A 16,585-nucleotide genomic window follows, 5' to 3' on the forward strand; every position below is an offset into this window, starting at 1 on the left:
GGGACACTGGACTTTGTGACGCTCCTGCAACGACTCCGCGGCCTGCGGATGGACACCACCCCGTTCCGCGAGTCGAGGGACTTCCGGCTGCTGCTCGTGGCCGGAACGGTCTTCGCCTTCGGGTCGATGATCACCTACGTCGCGATTCCCTACCAGGTCTACAAGCTCACCGACTCCAACTTCATGGTCGGCCTCGTCGGTGCCGTCGAACTGGTGCCGCTGATCGTCTTCGGGCTCTGGGGCGGCGCGCTCGCCGACCACCTCGACCGACGACGCCTGCTCGTCCTCTACGGGATCGCACAGGCCGTGATCGTGGCCGGCCTGGCGCTCAACTCGTTCGTCGGCGAACCGCGCCTGTGGGTGCTCTTCGTGCTCGCGGTGCTGCTCACCTCCACGTCGTCGTTGCAGCGCCCGGCCCGCGAGGCGCTGATGCCGCGCACCGTGAAACACGAACAGATCGCCGCTGCGCAGGCGCTCACCAGCCTCGGCTCCCAGATGGGTGTCCTGGCCGGACCGCTCCTGGGCGGTGTGCTGATCGCCTGGGTCGGCACCGGCTGGTGCTTCGTCGTCGACGCCTGCGGTCTCGTCCTCGCCACGCTCATGTACGTCGCGATGCGCGCCTACCCGCACACCACCGCGACGACGCCGCCCTCGATCGCCTCGATCATGGAGGGCGTGCGCTACGGCGTCGGACGCCGCGACCTGCTGGGCACCTACACCGTCGACATCGCCTCGATGCTGCTCGCGATGCCGGTGGTGCTGTTCCCGGCGATGGCCGAGGAGGTCTTCGCTGCCCCCGAACGTCTGGGCCTGCTCTACGCTGCCGGCACGATCGGAGCAGTCCTGGCCACCGCGACGTCGGGCTGGATCGGCTCGGTGCACCGTCACGGCGCCGCGATCACCGTCTCCGCTGCGCTCTACGGGGCGATGGTCGCGTTGGCAGGTCTCAGCCCGAGCTTCTGGCTCGCGTTCGTCTTCCTCGCCCTGGCAGGGGCCACCGACATGGTCTCGGCGATCTTCCGCGGCACCGTCTGGAACCAGACGATCCCGGAGAACATGCGCGGACGCCTGGCCGGCATCGAGATGCTGTCCTACTCCTTCGGTCCGCGTGCCGGACAGGTCCGGGGCGGCTTCGTCGCGGACGCCTGGAACGTCCGCGGTGCGGTGGTCTCGGGCGGTCTGGCCTGCGTCGTCGGGGTCGCTGCGACCGCGGCGGCGCTGCGCACCTTCTGGAGCTACGACGCCCGGACCGACGAGCACGCGGTCGCCGAACGCGCCGCGCGTGCCGCCCACGACGACGTCCGGGCTGGGATCTGAGTCGCGACGGCTGCCCGGTGACGGCGCCAACACCTCAGCAGGGCTGCGACTCAGGCCCCGGGGTGGAACAATGACGGCGACCGTTCGCCGTCGTCATCGAGGAGCCCGTCGTGGCTGACCAGCCCGCCCCGTCCCAGCGCCCTGCTGAGCACTCCGGCGGAGCCGTGCCCGGAGGGCCGGACCGTCCCGACCGCCCGGTCACGTCCGAGCAGCCCGTCCGCAAGCCGATCGTCGCGGGGCTGATCGCTCTGAGCAGCGTCGCCGTGGTCGCCGGCCTGCTGGGTGGCGTCATCGTGATCGCCGGCGCCAAGATCTTCGGCGTCTCCGAGGCCGAGGGCGGCACCAGCGGCGCCCCGTCGTCGGGGGCCACGCTGTACCTCCCCGAGCCGACCAAGACCACCGGCTCCTCCAAGCCCAGCGTCTCTCTCGACGTGGACCCCAGGGACCTCACTGTCGAGGAGGAGCCTGAGGAGGAAGAGGAAGAGGCCGACGAGGGTCTGACCCTCGCGGCCGGCCAGACCTCCGTCCCGAGCATGGGACGCATCGACCTCACCGGTACCTACGGCACCGACGGCGCGATCCTGCAGGTGCAGCGTCGTCAGGCGGGCGGCGACTGGGTCGACTTCCCGGTCACCGCAGCAGTGCGGGGCGGGGCGTTCTCCACCTACCTGATGACCGGCCAGGCCGGGAAGACCGAATTCCGGGTCGTCGACACCGACTCCGGCACAGCGTCCGAGCCGGTCAGCGTCCAGATCGGCTGATCCGGCCGTTCTGGTGCCGGCCGCTCCGTTGCTGGGCCGGAGCGTTCCTGAACGGTCAGTGGCGGACGGTCGTCGTCGGCTCGGGCTGGTCGATCGTGGTCTGCGTGCCGCCGTCGGTACCGGTGGAGGAACGCGAGGATCCCCACCAGTCGATGCCCGTCGTGCAGCCGGTGGTCGCGCCGACCTGACGCAGGCCGCGCAGGTCGCCCTTGCCCCAGTCGCTGTCGCGTCCCGGGAAGTAGTAGGCGTCCATCAACTGGTCGCCCCACCCGTTGCGTGAGTGGTCCAGGCCCACAGCGTGCCCGAGCTCGTGCTTGAGCACCCCGTAGGTGTTCTTCTCGCTCTTCTCCAGGAACGACGAACCGACGCGCAGCATCGCGTGCCCCTGACGGGCGATGCTCACCGGTCCCCGGGCGTCTCGGCCCTCGAAGCTCGTGATGCCGCCCAGGCCCTGGACCGACGAACTGGGCCACTTCTCCGAGCTCTGGCCGTTGCGGGTCCAGGAGATCACCAGGTCGGTGCCGGAGGGCCACGGCTTGTTGTCGTGGGGGAAGGCGTGTCGGTTCGTGGTGCCGTCGTAGGCGAAGGTCAGGCCGCTGGCCTGGGCGACCTCGGCGACGGCCCGCTGGATCATGTCGAGGGTGACGAAGGCGGGTGCCTGGGTCATGTTGACGCGGTAGTTGATCGGGCCGGTGGCGCACGGGTTCCACCGCTGACGCAGGCCGTCGCCGGTGCGCAGGTAGGTCCAGTCGTTGGTGCTGCCGGTGGCCTTCCACGTGGGGGTGGTCTTCAACCGGGTCGCCTGGCTGTACCGCTTCCGTGCGCCCGTGACGGCGGGGACGTAGAGGCGGTGCTGGAGGTCGAGGAGCCAGTCGCCGGGCACGGTCAGGGTGTAGGCGCCGGAGGCGTCGGTGGTGGCGCGGGCGACCGTCTTCCAGTTGTCGGTGTGCTTGCGCTGCACGACGATCTTGCGGTTCCGCCCTGTCGGTCCGGGCAGGACTCCGGTGACGGTGAAGGAGGCCTCGGCCCCGACCTTGATGCTGGAGCGCTGCCAGGAGGCGGTGAAGTCGGCCGGGAAGGGGGTGCGCCACTGCGCGGCGTTCGCGGGCGCCTTGGTGACGGTGACGGGGTAGTTCTTGTACGCCTTGGCCATCCCGCGGGTGGCGGTCGCGGTGACGCGGTAGCGCCGGGAGGCGTTGAACTTCGGTGCCGTGGTGGCGACGGTGACGGCTCCAGTGGCGTCGGTGGTGGCGCGCTTGAGCACCTTCCACTTCTTCTCCTTCGCCTTCCACGCGCTGAGGACGACCGTGCGCGGTGCACCGTCGGAGCTGATGGTGCCGGTGAAGGTGACCTTCGCGCCGCGGTACACCTGCGAGGGGCCGCGCACCGACAGCGTGGTGGCGGTGGACTTCGTGGTGGCGGTGGACTTCGAGGTGGCGCTGGTGGAGCCGCTCTGAGCGGGGCTGGCCTGGGCAGGCGCGTTCAGTGCGGCGGCGCCGGGCAGGGCGAGCGCCCCGGCGACGAGGGCCGCGACAGCGATGCGGCCGGCTCCGGCACGGACGGTGTTCGTGCGCGTGCGGGCATGCGCGCGGGACGCGTCGTTCATGAGGTACTCCTGGACCGCTCTGCTCCACCGGGGCCGGTGCTCTGGGCCCAGTCTGCACCGTAGGTGCCGGTGAGTGGCGAGTTCGTCCGGCGGAGCGGTGTTCGGTCGTGACTGGCTGCTTCGTCACCGAGGGCGGGCAGGGGGTGGTGCAGGTCACCGTCAGATGTTCTGCTGGATCGGGAACACCCGGGGTGACAGTTTCGTTGTGCCCAGTGTGAAAGGTTGAGTCGAAAGCACTCAACTTGTTTGCATCGCGGCCCACTTCGGGTCACAATGGGTACATCACGACTTCCCCGGGTCGGCCGGGGCTGCGCACTACGGAGGTAACTCACATGGCACGTGCCGTCGGTATCGACCTCGGAACGACCAACTCGGTCGTCGCCGTCCTCGAGGGTGGCGAGCCCACCGTCATCGCGAACGCCGAGGGCGCTCGCACCACCCCGTCCGTCGTGGCTTTCGCCAAGTCGGGCGAGGTCCTCGTCGGTGAGGTCGCCAAGCGCCAGGCCGTCACCAACGTCGACCGCACCCTGCGTTCGGTCAAGCGCCACATCGGCACTGACTGGAAGACGTCCATCGACGAGAAGAGCTTCGCTCCGCAGCAGATCTCGGCCTTCGTGCTGCAGAAGCTGAAGCGCGACGCCGAGGCCTACCTCGGTGAGCCCGTCACCGACGCGGTCATCACCGTCCCCGCCTACTTCAACGACGCCCAGCGTCAGGCCACCAAGGAGGCCGGTGAGATCGCCGGTCTGAACGTCCAGCGCATCGTCAACGAGCCGACTGCTGCCGCTCTGGCCTACGGCCTCGACAAGGGTGACGACCAGACCATCCTCGTCTTCGACCTCGGTGGCGGCACGTTCGACGTGTCCCTCCTCGAGATCGGTGAGGGTGTCGTCGAGGTCAAGGCCACCTCCGGTGACAACAACCTCGGTGGTGACGACTGGGACCACCGCATCGTCGAGTGGATGGTCACCAAGTTCAAGAACGCCAACGGCGTCGACCTGGCCGCCGACAAGGTCGCTGCCCAGCGTCTGCAGGAGGCCGCTGAGAAGGCCAAGATCGAGCTGTCCTCGTCCTCCGAGGCCCAGATCCACCTTCCCTACGTCACTCTCGGCGAGTCCGGCCCCCTCCACTTCGAGGAGAAGCTGACCCGCGCCGAGTTCCAGAAGATCACCGCTGACCTGATCGAGCGCACCAAGGTTCCGTTCCGCAACGTCCTCAAGGACGCCGGCATCGCGATCTCCGCCATCGACCACGTGGTCCTCGTCGGCGGCTCGACCCGCATGCCGGCCGTCACCGAGGTCGTCAAGGAGCTGCTCGGCGGCAAGGAGCCCAACAAGGGCGTCAATCCCGACGAGGTCGTCGCACTCGGTGCGGCCCTCCAGGCCGGTGTCCTCAAGGGCGAGGTCAAGGACGTCCTGCTCCTCGACGTCACCCCGCTCTCCCTCGGCATCGAGACCAAGGGCGGCGTCATGACCACCCTGATCGAGCGCAACACCACCATCCCGACCAAGCGCTCCGAGGTCTTCACCACCGCTGACGACAACCAGCCGTCGGTCGAGATCAAGGTCGCCCAGGGTGAGCGTCAGATGTGGGCCCAGAACCAGCCGCTGGGCAACTTCGAGCTGACCGGCCTCCCGCCGGCCCCGCGCGGAGTCCCGAAGATCGAGGTCATCTTCGACATCGACGCCAACGGCATCGTCCACGTGACCGCCAAGGACCAGGCCTCCGGCAAGGAGCAGTCCATGACGATCTCCGGCGGCTCCTCGCTGTCGAAGGACGACATCGCCCGCATGGTCGCCGACGCCGAGCAGTACGCCGAGGAGGACGCCAAGCGTCGTGCCGGCGTCGACGCCCGCAACCAGGGTGACTCCCTCGTCTACTCCACCGAGAAGTTCCTCACCGAGAACGACGAGAAGCTCCCGGCCGAGGTCAAGGACGAGGTCAAGACCGACGTCGAGGCCCTCAAGGCTGTTCTCGCCAACGAGGAGGCCGACGCCGACGAGATCAACGCCGCCGTCGCCAAGCTCAACGAGTCCTCGCAGAAGATGGGCGCCGCTCTCTACGCCCAGGCTGAGGCCGACAACGCCGCTGCCGGTGGCAACGACGAGTCCACCGGTGCCGAGGACGACGACGTCGTCGACGCCGAGATCGTTGACGAGGACGACAAGAAGTGAGCGACGCCGACGGCGTGACCGCCAACCACCCCAACGACGACGACACCTCCGGTGTGGCCGACATGGTGGAGGAGGGCGCACCGCTGGAGCCCCAGGACGTGACCGAGGCCGAGGCCGACGCCACCACCGAGGGTGACGTCGAGACTGAGGTCGTCGAGGAGATCGACCCGCTCGCCGCGGCCCAGGCCGAGGCGACGGAGCGCACTGCAGACCTGCAGCGCCTCCAGGCCGAGTTCCTCAACTACAAGCGTCGCGTCGAGCGCGACCGCGAGCTGCTCGCCGAGAACGCCACCTTCAAGGCGCTCTCGGGAGTCATCGAGGTCCTCGACACCATCGACCTGGCCCGCGCGGCCGGTGAGGTGGAAGGTGGCTTCAAGGCCGTCGTCGAGCAGCTCGAGGCAGCGGTGGCGAAGGCCGGTGTGGTTCGGTACGCCGAGCCCGGCGACGCCTTCGATCCCAACCTGCACGAGGCACTCACCGCCATGGGCACCGACCCCGACGTCACCGTGACCACCGTCAAGGTCGTTGCTCGCGCCGGGTACCGCATCGGGGAGCGCGTCGTGCGCGTCGCCCAGGTGCTCACCGTCGAGCCGGCCTGAGCCAGTTCGACGCCCCGGGAGGCCGGGGCACGTTCCACCCCGTTCCCGGGGTCGCACGGTCCATGTGACCGTCGCGGCCCCGGGCGCGGGTCCGGCCCCGCTGCGTGCGGGGTTCACTGACTTCAGGCGTCCGCCGGTCTCGGCGTCGACGCCTCACCTCTTCGAGGAAGGCTTGCGAGATGGCTACCGACGGCATGCGTGCTGACTGGGCGCAGAAGGACTTCTACGCCGTGCTGGGCGTCACGAAGGACGCCGACGCTGACGCCATCAAGAAGGCGTACCGCAAGCTGGCCCGCGAGAACCACCCCGACTCCAACCCGGGTGACGACGCGAAGGCCGAGCGTTTCAAGAAGGTCGCCGAGGCGTACGACGTCGTCGGTGACCCGGCCAAGCGCAAGAGCTACGACGACATCCGCAACTCCTTCGCGTCGGGCGGCTTCGGCGGCTTCGGCGGCGGTATGGGTGGCCAGGGTGGCTTCGACATGAGCGACATCTTCGGCGGTGCGGCTGGTGGCCGTGGCGCCGGTTCGGTCTTCTCCGACCTGTTCGGCGGCGGACGTCAGCGCGGCCCGCGCCCCGTCAAGGGTCAGGACGTCGAGTCGACCGCGACCGTCTCCTTCACCGACGCCCTCGACGGCGTCACCATCTCGCTGCGTCTGACCTCTGACGCGGCCTGCCACACCTGCAACGGGTCGGGCGGCAAGCCCGGCACCAAGCCCCGCGTCTGCGTGACGTGCGAGGGCGTCGGCCACGTCACCGACCCCTCGGGCGGCTTCGGCGTGAACCGCACCTGCCCCGCCTGTGGCGGCCGCCAACTGACCTACGAGGCCCCGTGCCCCGACTGCATGGGTTCGGGTCGTGGCACCTCGGCGCGCACCATCCAGGCCCGCATCCCCGCGGGCGTGAAGGACGGCCAGAAGATCCGTCTCAAGGGCAAGGGCGGCCCCGGCCAGAACGGCGGCCCTGCCGGAGACCTGCTCGTCACCGTCAAGGTCGGCAAGCACCGCATCTTCGACCGCTCGGGCGACAACCTGACCGTCGACGTCCCGATCGGCTTCGACGAGGCCGCACTCGGCGCGGAGATCAAGGTGCCCACGCTGGGCGGCTCCCCGGTGACGCTCAAGATGCCCGCCGGCACCCCCACCGGCCGCACGTTCCGTGTGCGTGGCAAGGGCGTGACCCGCAAGGACGGCACCAAGGGTGACCTGCTGGCCACCGTCGTCGTGCAGGTCCCGGCCACGCTGGACGACGAGACACGAGCCGCCGTCGAGGCTTATCGTGCGGCTCAGGCCGACCGACCGTTGAGGACGAATCTCTTCGAGGAGGAGTGATGACTGACTTCGGTGTTCCGTCGCCCGACGCCGCGGTGTACGTCATCTCAGTGGCGGCAGAGCTCACTGGTCTGCACCCGCAGACCCTGCGCACCTACGAGCGTCAGGGGCTCATCACGCCGGGACGTACCGGTGGCGGCGGACGTCGCTACTCGGCGCGTGACGTCGAGAAGCTCCGTGAGATCGCGGAACTCACCGCGACCGGCATCGGGCTCGAGGGCGTCAAGCGGATCCTCGAGCTCGACAACCAGGTCACTGCCCTGCAGGCCGTCAACGACGAACTGCGTGCTGAACTGGCAGCGACCCGTGAAGCCTTGCGTCAGGCGCTGGCTGCCACGAGCGCGGCCCAGAACGCTGCGGCGAAGGCTGCGCGTCCGGTCAGCCGGGTCCCCGCGCTGCGCCCCGCCCCGTCGACGGAGTCGGCCGTGGTGGTCTGGCGCCGCGGCGGTCAGCGCTGAGCCTCCACGCACACGCAACTCGGGACGTCATAAGAATCCGGGCCCTGGGCCCTGCATTCTTATGACGTCCCGCTGTCTGCTCGCTCGGACGTCATAGTCATCGAGGGCTCTGGGCCCCGAAAGCTATGACGTCCCGCTGGGTATGGGGGAGCGGCTCAGGCGTCGAGGTAGTGCTTGTCCTCGTAGTTCTTGCTGAGCGGGTACGGCCGCAACGGACGGGTCGCGGCCTTCTCGGTGACGTGCCGCAGGTGCTCGGCGATCGTCCGGGCGGAGACTCCCTTGACGATGTAGCCCCATGCGCCTTCCTGGAGCGCCGCCTCGGTCATGTAGGTGGCGCTGATCGCGGAGATGACGACGACGCGGGTGGTCGGGACGTCCTCGTAGATCAGCGGCAGGAGTTCGAGACCGCCGACGTCGGGCATGTGCAGGTCGAGGAGGACGACGTCGGGACGTACCCGGTTGATCTCCTCGAGCGCGCTCTCGGCGTCACCGGCGTCCGCTGCGACGCGGAAGCCGGCTGCTTCGAGGGCGACCCGCAGCACGAAGCGGACCTCGTCGTCGTCGTCGACGATCACGACGGAGGTCTGGTTGCCGTGCAGTGGACGCACCGTGAGGCTCTGGGTGTCCGTGGGGGACTCGTCGATCTGGGCGGGTACGTCGGGCAGGTCCTTGACCGACGTCAGGGCGCGTTTGCGGCCGCTGCTGAACAGTTTCATCGTGTCCCCTCCCAAGCGTGAGCAGCGCCATCGTGTCCCGTGCCCGGTGCCTGTCAGGGGTTTGGGATGCGACAGTCACCGATAATGGGTACGCGGGAGTGGGACCGGTCCGGACCGGTCAGGCGTCGGTCGATTCGTCCGCGGGTGCGTCGATCCGGGTGGAGGGATCGCGGTCCCCGCGCGTCGCGGTGCCCTCGGCGATCCGTCCCAGCATCGCGTTGTAGCGGGCCAGTTCGGCGTCGTCGTCGCGGTCGGCCTTGCGGTCACGCTGCTTCGCCCGACGCGAGTCGTCGCGGAACCACTGGAAGATCAGCACGACACCCACCAGCAGCAGCGGCACCTCGCCCATCGCCCACGTCAGCGACCCGGCCAGGTACTGGTCGTCGAGCAGGTTCGAGGAGTACGGGCGCTCCAGCAGCGCGTAGAACGACTCGCCGATGACGGTCGAGGAACTCATGACCGCGATCGCGAAGAACGCGTGGAACGGTGCCACCAGCAGCAGGATGCCCAGGCGGCCCAGGTGCGGCAGACGCTTGGGCAGCGGCGCGGTGCCGATCAGCACCTCGTAGTAGAGGTAGCCAGCGAGCAGGAAGTGCAGCTCCATCAGGGCGTGGCCCAGGTGGTTGTCCATCAGCCAGTCGAACGCGCCGGTGAAGTAGATCGCGTAGAGGCTGCCGGTGAACATGATCGTCGCGAACGCGGGGTTGGTGACGACCTTCGAGTAGGTGGAGTTGAGGAACGAGACCAGCAGCTGACGCGGTCCGTCGCCGCCGGGGGTCTCCGGGCCGGGCAGGGCGCGCAGGGCCAACGTGATCGGCGACCCCATGACCAGCAGCACCGGCGCGAGCATCGAGATCACCATGTGGCTGGTCATGTGCCAGGAGAACATCACGCCGGAGTAGACGCCCAGACCGCCGATCGTCGCGAACGCGACGGCCAGCAGACCCAGGAACCACGCGATCGTGCGGCCCACGGGCCACGTGTCGCCGCGACGACGCAGCGTCCGCAGGCCTACGAGGTAGCCGACGACGCCGAGCACGACCACAGCAGTGCCGAAGCCGGAGAACTGGAACGACGTCAGGATGCGGCCGGCGGTCGGCTCGGGCGGCAGCGGTCCGCCGAGCAGGCTCTCCACCTTGCCGGGCCACGGGGCGCCCACCGGGGGAGCGGTGCGCGAGAGCGCCGCACCGAGCGCGACGGCCGCCGACAGCGCAGTCAGTTCGATCGCGGTGAGCAGCGCGAAACCGCGCTTCTCCGGCGCGACCTCAGTGGTGACGACGCTGCGACGCAGGCGCGCGGCGAGCACACCGAGTCCCACCAGGATCACCAGCTTGAGCAGCGCCGCACGGCCGTAGCCGGAGGTGAAGAGGTCGGAGAACTCACCCAGACGCACCCACGCGTTGATCGCGCCGGTGACGGCGGTGACGCCGAAGCACCAGCCCGCCAGGGCGGAGAAGCGTCGGGTCGCGCGGCCACGTTCGGTCTCAGGCAGCACCAGCAGTGCCCACAGGGCAGCGATGCCGGAGGTCCACACGACGGCCGCGACCACGTGCAGCAGCAGCGACACCACGGCGGCGTCGTGGCTGCCGGATGACGCGGAGTGGCCGGTCAGCGTCGTCGGGACCAGCGCAGCGAGCGTGAAACCGATCGCGAACACGGCCCGACGGGGCGTGTCGACCGTGCCCAGTCCGAGCGTCAGCGCCAGCAGGGCCAATGCCTGCGCGGTGAGCGACTGCACCTGGGTGGTGGTGCCGAACGCGTCGACGACGGTCCCGAGAGAGGTGGAGAAGAAGTCGGTGGCCTGCTGGTCGGCGACGGTGGCCCAGGCTTCGACCAGGCTCAGGACGACGCCGACGCCGAGCGCTGTCCGGGCCACGCGCACACCCTGCGTGGCCCGCGGGTGCAGCTCGTCGCGCATCTTGTGCATCGTCAGCGGAGCCAGCAGCAGACCTGCCACGGCCACCACGACCGCGATGTCGGTGCCGAAGGAGGCCAAGGGCAGGAGCCAGCGGGTCAGCGCGTCGGTGTCGGGAAGACCGAGGTCGTTGCCGGCCACGGCTCCGGTCGCGAGGACGGTGGCGACGAGGACGAGAAGACCGACGACGCCGGCGACCAGGCCGGTGCGAGGCAGGGATGCGGTGGGGGAGTCGCTCACTTGTCCTTGTCCTTCGTCCTGCTGGTCGCCGCGACCGTGACCAGCAGCAGCGCCAGCACCGCGGCGATCAGGTAGGGCGCGCCGCTGTGGCCGTCGTCGGAGGCGACGGGGTCGGTGTCGCTGGTGGCGGGGGTCTCCGCGGGGGTGCGCGGTGGAGAAGTGGGGGTCGGCTCCGGCACCTCGGCACCCTCGACGGTGAACGTCGTCTGGCCCGAGACCGTGTGGCCGTCAGCGGAGACGACGCGGTAGGCGACGGTCCAGCGACCGTTGGGGTCCACACCCTCCAAGGTTGCGGCGTCGAAGGTCTGGGTGACGGTCGCGCCGTCGAGGGTCGGGTCGCCGGCCTCGTGGGTGCTGCGGTCGGGCCCGGTGATGACGACGAACGCCGGCGCACGCACCTCTTCGCTGAAGCTCAGCGTCACCTCGTCGGGCAACGAGTCGACGGTGGTGCCCTCCGAGGGCACGGCGCCGGTCAGCCCGGAATGGGCCTGGGCCGCGGTCAACGGGAGGACGAGCGAGGCCAGTGCGGCGAGCACGGCCAGGGCGAGGGTGCGCAGCAGGTTCATCGGAGCTCTCGGGTCGGAGGTCGTCCGCTCGTGGCACCGACAACGGTGGGGCCCGGGCGGCCTCCGGTCATGCTACGGAGCCGGTGCCAACTGACTGGAGTCCTCGCGCGCGCCCGTACGCGTGTGGCGTGAACGGATTCACATGCCCGCGTCTGGTGAACGTCGGTCGAAAAAAATGAAGTTGAGTGGAACAGGCTCAACTTTCCTGACGTTGACTACGGTGAGACGACGTATCATCGTCGCGATGCAGTCGTGAGTTCTTCAGGAGGACCCCGTGAGCCAGTTCGGCGTCGACAAGTTCACCACCCGCAGCCGCGAGGCGATCGAGGCTGCCCAGCTCGCCGCGACCACGTCCGGCAACGCCCAGACCGAGCCCGTGCACCTGCTCGTGGCGCTGCTCAAGGAGGACGCCGGCGCGACCCGCAGCGTCGTGACCAAGGCGGCCGGCGACCCCGCACTCCTGCTCGCCGCCGCGCAGCAGGCCCAGCAGTCGCTGCCCACCGCCAGCGGCTCCGGCGTCCAACGTCCGGCCCCGTCCGGCGCACTGACCCGCGTCCTCGCGGTCGCGATGGAGAAGGCCGGCGAGATGAAGGACGACTACGTCGCCACCGAGCACCTGCTGCTCGCCCTGGCCGACGTCGACTCCTTCGCCCAGCGCGTCCTCAAGGACGCCGGGCTGAAGTCCAAGAACCTGCGCGACGCCGTCGGCGAGGTCCGCGGTTCGCGCCGCGTCACCAGCCAGGACGCCGAGGACACCTACGAGTCGTTGGAGAAGTTCTCCGTCGACCTCACCGCCGCCGCCGAGGCCGGCAAGCTCGACCCCGTCATCGGACGCGACCAGGAGATCCGCCGCGTCATCCAGGTGCTGAGCCGCCGCACCAAGAACAACCCGGTCCTGATCGGTGAGCCCGGCGTCGGCAAGACCGCCGTCGTCGAAGGTCTCGCCCAGCGCGTCGTCGCCGGCGACGTCCCCGACTCCCTCAAGGGCCGCCGCGTCCTGAGCCTCGACCTGGCCGCAATGGTGGCCGGTGCGAAGTACCGCGGCGAGTTCGAGGAGCGGCTCAAGGCCGTCCTGGAGGAGATCAAGGCCGCCGAGGGCCAGGTCATCACGTTCATCGACGAGCTGCACACCGTCGTGGGTGCGGGCGGTTCCGGCGACGGCTCGATGGACGCCGGCAACATGCTCAAGCCGATGCTGGCCCGCGGCGAGCTGCACATGATCGGTGCGACCACGCTGGACGAATACCGCGAGCGGATCGAGAAGGACCCGGCCCTGGAGCGTCGTTTCCAGCAGGTCTTCGTCGGTGAGCCCAGCGTCGAGGACACCATCCAGATCCTGCGCGGCATCCAGGAGAAGTACGAGGCCCACCACGGCGTCCGGATCACCGACGCCGCCCTCGTGGCCGCCGCCTCGCTCTCGGACCGTTACATCACCGGACGACAGCTGCCGGACAAGGCGATCGACCTGGTCGACGAGGCCGCGTCGCGGCTGCGGATGGAGATCGAGTCGAGCCCGGAGGAGATCGACCAGCTGCGTCGCAGCGTCGACCGCCTCAAGATGGAGCAGTTCGCGCTCCAGCGCGAGTCCGACGACGCCTCCGTCGAGCGCCTGGCTCACCTCAAGGAGGAACTGGCCAACCAGAGTGAGGAGCTCCGGGCGCTCGAGGCCCGCTGGGAGGCCGAGAAGGCCGTCCTCGAGGGCGAGGGCGAACTGCGCAAGCAGCTCGACGCGCTCCGGATCGAGGCCGAGCGCCTGATGCGTGAGGGCAACCTGGAGAAGGTCGCCGAGATCCAGTACGGCCGGATCCCCGCCCTGGAGAAGCAGATCGCCGCCGCCGCGGCAGCAGCCGAAGCCGCCGAGGGGGCAGAACGTCTCGTCGGTGAGGAGGTAGGGGCCGAGCAGATCGCCGAGGTCGTCGAGGCCTGGACCGGCATCCCCACCGGCCGCATGCTGCAGGGCGAGACCGCCAAGCTGCTGCAGATGGAGGAGGTCATCGGGGCCCGCCTGATCGGCCAGAAGGAGGCCGTCGGGGCCGTCTCCGACGCGGTGCGCCGCAGCCGCGCCGGGATCAGCGACCCCAACCGTCCCACCGGTTCGTTCCTGTTCCTGGGCCCCACCGGCACCGGCAAGACCGAGCTCGCCAAGAGCCTGGCCGACTTCCTCTTCGACGACGACCGCGCCATCGTCCGCATCGACATGAGCGAGTACTCCGAGAAGCACTCGGTCTCGCGTCTGGTCGGTGCGCCCCCCGGCTACGTCGGCTACGACGAGGGCGGCCAGCTCACCGAGGCTGTGCGTCGTCGTCCCTACAGCGTCGTCCTGCTCGACGAGGTGGAGAAGGCCCACCCGGAGGTCTTCGACATCCTGCTGCAGGTGCTCGACGACGGGCGCCTCACCGACGGTCAGGGCCGCACGGTCGACTTCCGCAACACGATCCTGGTGCTCACCTCCAACCTGGGTTCGCAGTACCTCGTGGACCCGCTCCTGGACGAGGAACAGCGTCGTGAGCAGGTCATGGCCACCGTGCGGACCGCGTTCCGTCCGGAGTTCCTGAACCGTCTCGACGAGGTCGTCATGTTCTCCGCCCTCAGCAAGGACGAACTGGCCCACATCGTCGACCTGCAGCTCGCACTCCTGGAGCAGCGTCTGGCCAACCGCCGGATCAGCGTCACCGTCACCGACGCGGCCCGGGACTGGCTGGCCGACACCGGGTACGACCCGGCCTACGGTGCGCGTCCGCTGCGTCGCCTGATCCAGACCGCGATCGGGGACCGGCTGGCGAAGATGCTGATCGGTGGCGAGGTGACCGACGGTGGTGCCGTCGTCGTCGACGCAGCCGAAGACGGTCTGGTGCTCACCGCCTGACCAACAGGCACTGATGAGCAGGGCCTGACCAGCGCTCCCACGCCCCAGCGTCACCACGGCCGCCTCTCCGTCATTGCGGGGAGGCGGCCGTGTTGTCGGCACGTGATGGAATGACCCCGTGAGTGAGCCCAAGGAACTGCCTCGTCCTCCGCAGACCACCCTGTTGGGGTGGGTGATCCTGCTGGGATCGGTCTTCGTGGCGCTCACCGCCTTCGAGAGCCTCTCGGGGCTGCGGTCCATGGAGATGCGTGAAGCCCTCGTCGATGCGGTCAAGTCGACCGGCGCGGACCTCACCTACGAGACGCTCGTCAGCGGAATGCGTGCCGTCGTCACGGTCGGTGCAGTCTGTTCGGCCGCTGCTGCCGTCCTCGGTTTCTTCGTCCTGCGCCGTGACCGTGGCGCCCGCGTCGGCCTGACGGTGCTGGCCGTGCCGTTGCTGCTGAGCGGCCTGCTGACCGGCGGTTTCGTGGCGCTGATGGTGATCGCCGCGATCGTCCTGTTGTGGCTGCAGCCCTCGAAGAACTGGTTCGCCGGTCTGCCGCCGATCGAGCCTCCCGCACCGTTGAGCAAGCAGCCGAACGTCTTCGGGTCGCCGTCCCGCGCCCAGGACGCCGACGCGGCGCCGCCGTTGCCGCAGGTGCGCGGTGAGATCACCGGGGACGCCCGGCCGGTCCGCGGGTTCGGGTCCGACCCGGCCGCGCCCGGCACTGCTGCTGCCCCCGGTGCCCCTGTCCCCGGCGCGCCCGTGATTCCGGCCGATTCCTGGACCACGCCTCGCTCCCAGCGTCCGGGACGTCGCGCCGACCGCACCGGCACCGTCGCCGCCGCGCGTGGAGCCCGCCCCGGCATGCTCGTGGCCGGTGCCGTGGTCGCGATCGTCATGTCGGGTCTGGGCCTGCTCTCCAGCCTCGTCAGCCTGACGGTCTCCCTCACGGCCAGCGACACGTTCATGCAGGACCTCCTCGACAACGCCCCTGGTGCCTCCGGCGACGCCGCGATGACCGCCGACGAGTTCGCCCAGATGCTGACGGTCGCCTCCGGCGTCATCGCAGTGATGTGTGTCCTCACGATCGCTGCGGCCGTGCTCACCCTGGTCGGGAATCGTTCCGGCCGCGGCGCGCTGATGGTGATGACGTCGTTCGTGCTGGTCTTCTCCGCCATGGGGATCGCGGCCAGCCCGCTGATGATCTTCTGCGCCGCCGCCGCGGCCTACGTGTTGTGGGCGTTGACCCGTCCGGCCGTCAACGCCTGGTTCACCCGCCGCTGACCCTCACCCGGCACTGACGCTCACTGGTCCCCGACCTCCAGACGCCGCTGCCGGGCCATCACGCGGGGGAGCACCGTCAGCATCCCCAGCGACCAGCCCACGTGCAGGACGGTCGGCGCCACCAACGAGCCACTGCGTTCGCGGGCGATCCCGGTCAGGGTGCCCAGCAACCCTGCGGCGAAGACCAACATCGGGTTCCCGGTGGCGCAGGTCGTGACGGTGTAGACGGCCGTCGTCGTGGGCACGGTGGGCAGTTCCAGTGCAGAGGCGAGGTCGTGGACCGCGCCCCGGAAGAAGAACTCCTCCGTGGCGCCGGTGACCAGGGCCAGCGCGGTGGCCTGCGCGAACGAACCACGGGTGGCGTGCGCGATCACCGACTCGATCTCCCGACGCAGGATCGGCACCTTCGCCACCACCACCGCGCCGACGGAGAAGACCGCCACCGCTCCGGCAGCGGTCGCTGCCGGCAGCAGCACCCGCTCGCGTCGTTCGGAGGGGTCGACGCGCCACAGTCGCGGCTCGAACTGACCGCTCACCGCGGCCCCGGTCGTCCAGGCCGAGGCCAACGCCATCGTGCGGCGTCGGAACGACGAGCCGCCGCGCGGAGCCAGCAGGGCGGCCCGCAGCAGCGGCACCCCCACGGCCATGGTCGCCGCGACGCTCGCGACCAACGGGCGGTCGGAGGACTGTTCGTCAGGACGGCCCGGATCGATGGATCTCGACGTCGTCGAGGGTTCTCTTGTGTTCCCCATGGACCTACAGTGCCAGA

The 16,585-nt window shown here is 69.7% G+C and carries 13 protein-coding genes; 8 read left to right on the top strand and 5 right to left on the bottom strand.

Annotated elements, in window-relative coordinates; all coding sequences use genetic code 11:
* Positions 1–15: 15 nt before the first annotated feature.
* Both EOV43_RS01450 and EOV43_RS01455 read left to right on the top strand, forming a co-directional pair.
* Positions 16–1,317 carry an MFS transporter gene (locus EOV43_RS01450; protein ID WP_239022176.1) on the top strand — a complete coding sequence of 434 codons (1,302 nt, stop codon included), beginning with the start codon at positions 16–18 and terminating at the stop codon, positions 1,315–1,317.
* Between the two features lie 110 nt (positions 1,318–1,427).
* Positions 1,428–2,078, top strand: a complete 651-nt coding sequence (locus EOV43_RS01455; RefSeq protein WP_128219359.1) for a hypothetical protein — start codon at positions 1,428–1,430, stop codon at positions 2,076–2,078.
* Positions 2,079–2,133: 55 nt separating this feature from the next.
* Here EOV43_RS01455 and EOV43_RS01460 read toward each other — a convergent pair whose 3' ends face one another.
* Positions 2,134–3,684 (bottom strand): zinc metalloprotease, encoded by a 1,551-nt coding sequence (locus EOV43_RS01460; RefSeq protein ID WP_128219360.1) that lies wholly within the window; start codon positions 3,682–3,684, stop codon positions 2,134–2,136.
* A 332-nt stretch (positions 3,685–4,016) separates the two neighbouring features.
* On the opposite strand from EOV43_RS01460, the gene dnaK reads away from it, so the two are divergent.
* From dnaK to EOV43_RS01480, 4 genes are all read left to right on the top strand, one after another.
* Entirely contained in the window at positions 4,017–5,858 is a 1,842-nt protein-coding gene (gene dnaK, locus EOV43_RS01465) for a molecular chaperone DnaK (protein WP_128219361.1), read from the top strand.
* Positions 5,855–6,457, top strand: coding sequence for a nucleotide exchange factor GrpE (grpE, locus tag EOV43_RS01470; RefSeq protein WP_239022177.1), 603 nt, complete (start codon positions 5,855–5,857; stop codon positions 6,455–6,457). The genes dnaK and grpE overlap by 4 nt, the downstream gene beginning before the upstream one ends.
* Positions 6,458–6,636: 179 nt before the next feature.
* Positions 6,637–7,788, top strand: a complete 1,152-nt coding sequence (gene dnaJ / locus EOV43_RS01475) for a molecular chaperone DnaJ (protein WP_128219362.1) — start codon at positions 6,637–6,639, stop codon at positions 7,786–7,788.
* Positions 7,788–8,246, top strand: a complete 459-nt coding sequence (locus tag EOV43_RS01480; protein ID WP_128219363.1) for a heat shock protein transcriptional repressor HspR — start codon at positions 7,788–7,790, stop codon at positions 8,244–8,246. The genes dnaJ and EOV43_RS01480 overlap by 1 nt, the downstream gene beginning before the upstream one ends.
* 155 nt (positions 8,247–8,401) lie before the next feature.
* Here the strand turns inward: EOV43_RS01480 and EOV43_RS01485 are convergent, their stop codons facing one another.
* The 3 genes from EOV43_RS01485 to EOV43_RS01495 all read right to left on the bottom strand — a co-directional run bounded on the left by EOV43_RS01485 (position 8,402) and on the right by EOV43_RS01495 (position 11,683).
* Positions 8,402–8,962: a response regulator gene (locus tag EOV43_RS01485; protein WP_128219364.1), complete on the bottom strand. Its 561-nt coding sequence runs from the start codon at positions 8,960–8,962 to the stop codon at positions 8,402–8,404.
* 118 nt (positions 8,963–9,080) lie between these two features.
* Entirely contained in the window at positions 9,081–11,117 is a 2,037-nt protein-coding gene (locus EOV43_RS01490; protein WP_128219365.1) for a bifunctional copper resistance protein CopD/cytochrome c oxidase assembly protein, read from the bottom strand.
* The gene (locus EOV43_RS01495) at positions 11,114–11,683 is read right to left on the bottom strand and encodes a copper resistance CopC family protein (RefSeq protein ID WP_128219366.1); all 570 of its coding nucleotides are present in this window, start codon (positions 11,681–11,683) and stop codon (positions 11,114–11,116) included. Before EOV43_RS01495 ends, EOV43_RS01490 begins: the two co-directional genes overlap by 4 nt.
* Positions 11,684–11,957: 274 nt before the next feature.
* Here EOV43_RS01495 and clpB point away from each other — a divergent pair, with 274 nt between their 5' ends.
* Positions 11,958–14,549: an ATP-dependent chaperone ClpB gene (gene clpB / locus EOV43_RS01500; protein ID WP_128219367.1), complete on the top strand. Its 2,592-nt coding sequence runs from the start codon at positions 11,958–11,960 to the stop codon at positions 14,547–14,549.
* A gap of 118 nt (positions 14,550–14,667) precedes the next feature.
* A complete protein-coding gene (locus tag EOV43_RS01505) occupies positions 14,668–15,816 on the top strand; it encodes a hypothetical protein (protein ID WP_128219368.1) in 1,149 nt (382 codons plus the stop codon).
* A gap of 20 nt (positions 15,817–15,836) precedes the next feature.
* Here EOV43_RS01505 and EOV43_RS01510 read toward each other — a convergent pair whose 3' ends face one another.
* Positions 15,837–16,568: a CPBP family intramembrane glutamic endopeptidase gene (locus tag EOV43_RS01510; protein ID WP_164878605.1), complete on the bottom strand. Its 732-nt coding sequence runs from the start codon at positions 16,566–16,568 to the stop codon at positions 15,837–15,839.
* Positions 16,569–16,585: the final 17 nt, after the last annotated feature.

The sequence above is a fragment of the Nocardioides yefusunii genome (assembly GCF_004014875.1).
GTDB lineage: Bacteria > Actinomycetota > Actinomycetes > Propionibacteriales > Nocardioidaceae > Nocardioides > Nocardioides yefusunii.

Excerpts from the sequence above, each read along its gene's own strand:
- dnaK (WP_128219361.1), top strand. The coding sequence starts at position 4,017 with ATGGCACGTGCCGTCGGTATCGACCTCGGAACGACCAACTCGGTCGTC.
- dnaJ (WP_128219362.1), top strand. The coding sequence starts at position 6,637 with ATGGCTACCGACGGCATGCGTGCTGACTGGGCGCAGAAGGACTTCTAC.
- EOV43_RS01480 (WP_128219363.1), top strand. The coding sequence starts at position 7,788 with ATGACTGACTTCGGTGTTCCGTCGCCCGACGCCGCGGTGTACGTCATC.
- EOV43_RS01510 (WP_164878605.1), bottom strand. The coding sequence starts at position 16,568 with ATGGGGAACACAAGAGAACCCTCGACGACGTCGAGATCCATCGATCCG.
- EOV43_RS01485 (WP_128219364.1), bottom strand. The coding sequence starts at position 8,962 with ATGAAACTGTTCAGCAGCGGCCGCAAACGCGCCCTGACGTCGGTCAAG.
- EOV43_RS01495 (WP_128219366.1), bottom strand. The coding sequence starts at position 11,683 with ATGAACCTGCTGCGCACCCTCGCCCTGGCCGTGCTCGCCGCACTGGCC.
- EOV43_RS01460 (WP_128219360.1), bottom strand. The coding sequence starts at position 3,684 with ATGAACGACGCGTCCCGCGCGCATGCCCGCACGCGCACGAACACCGTC.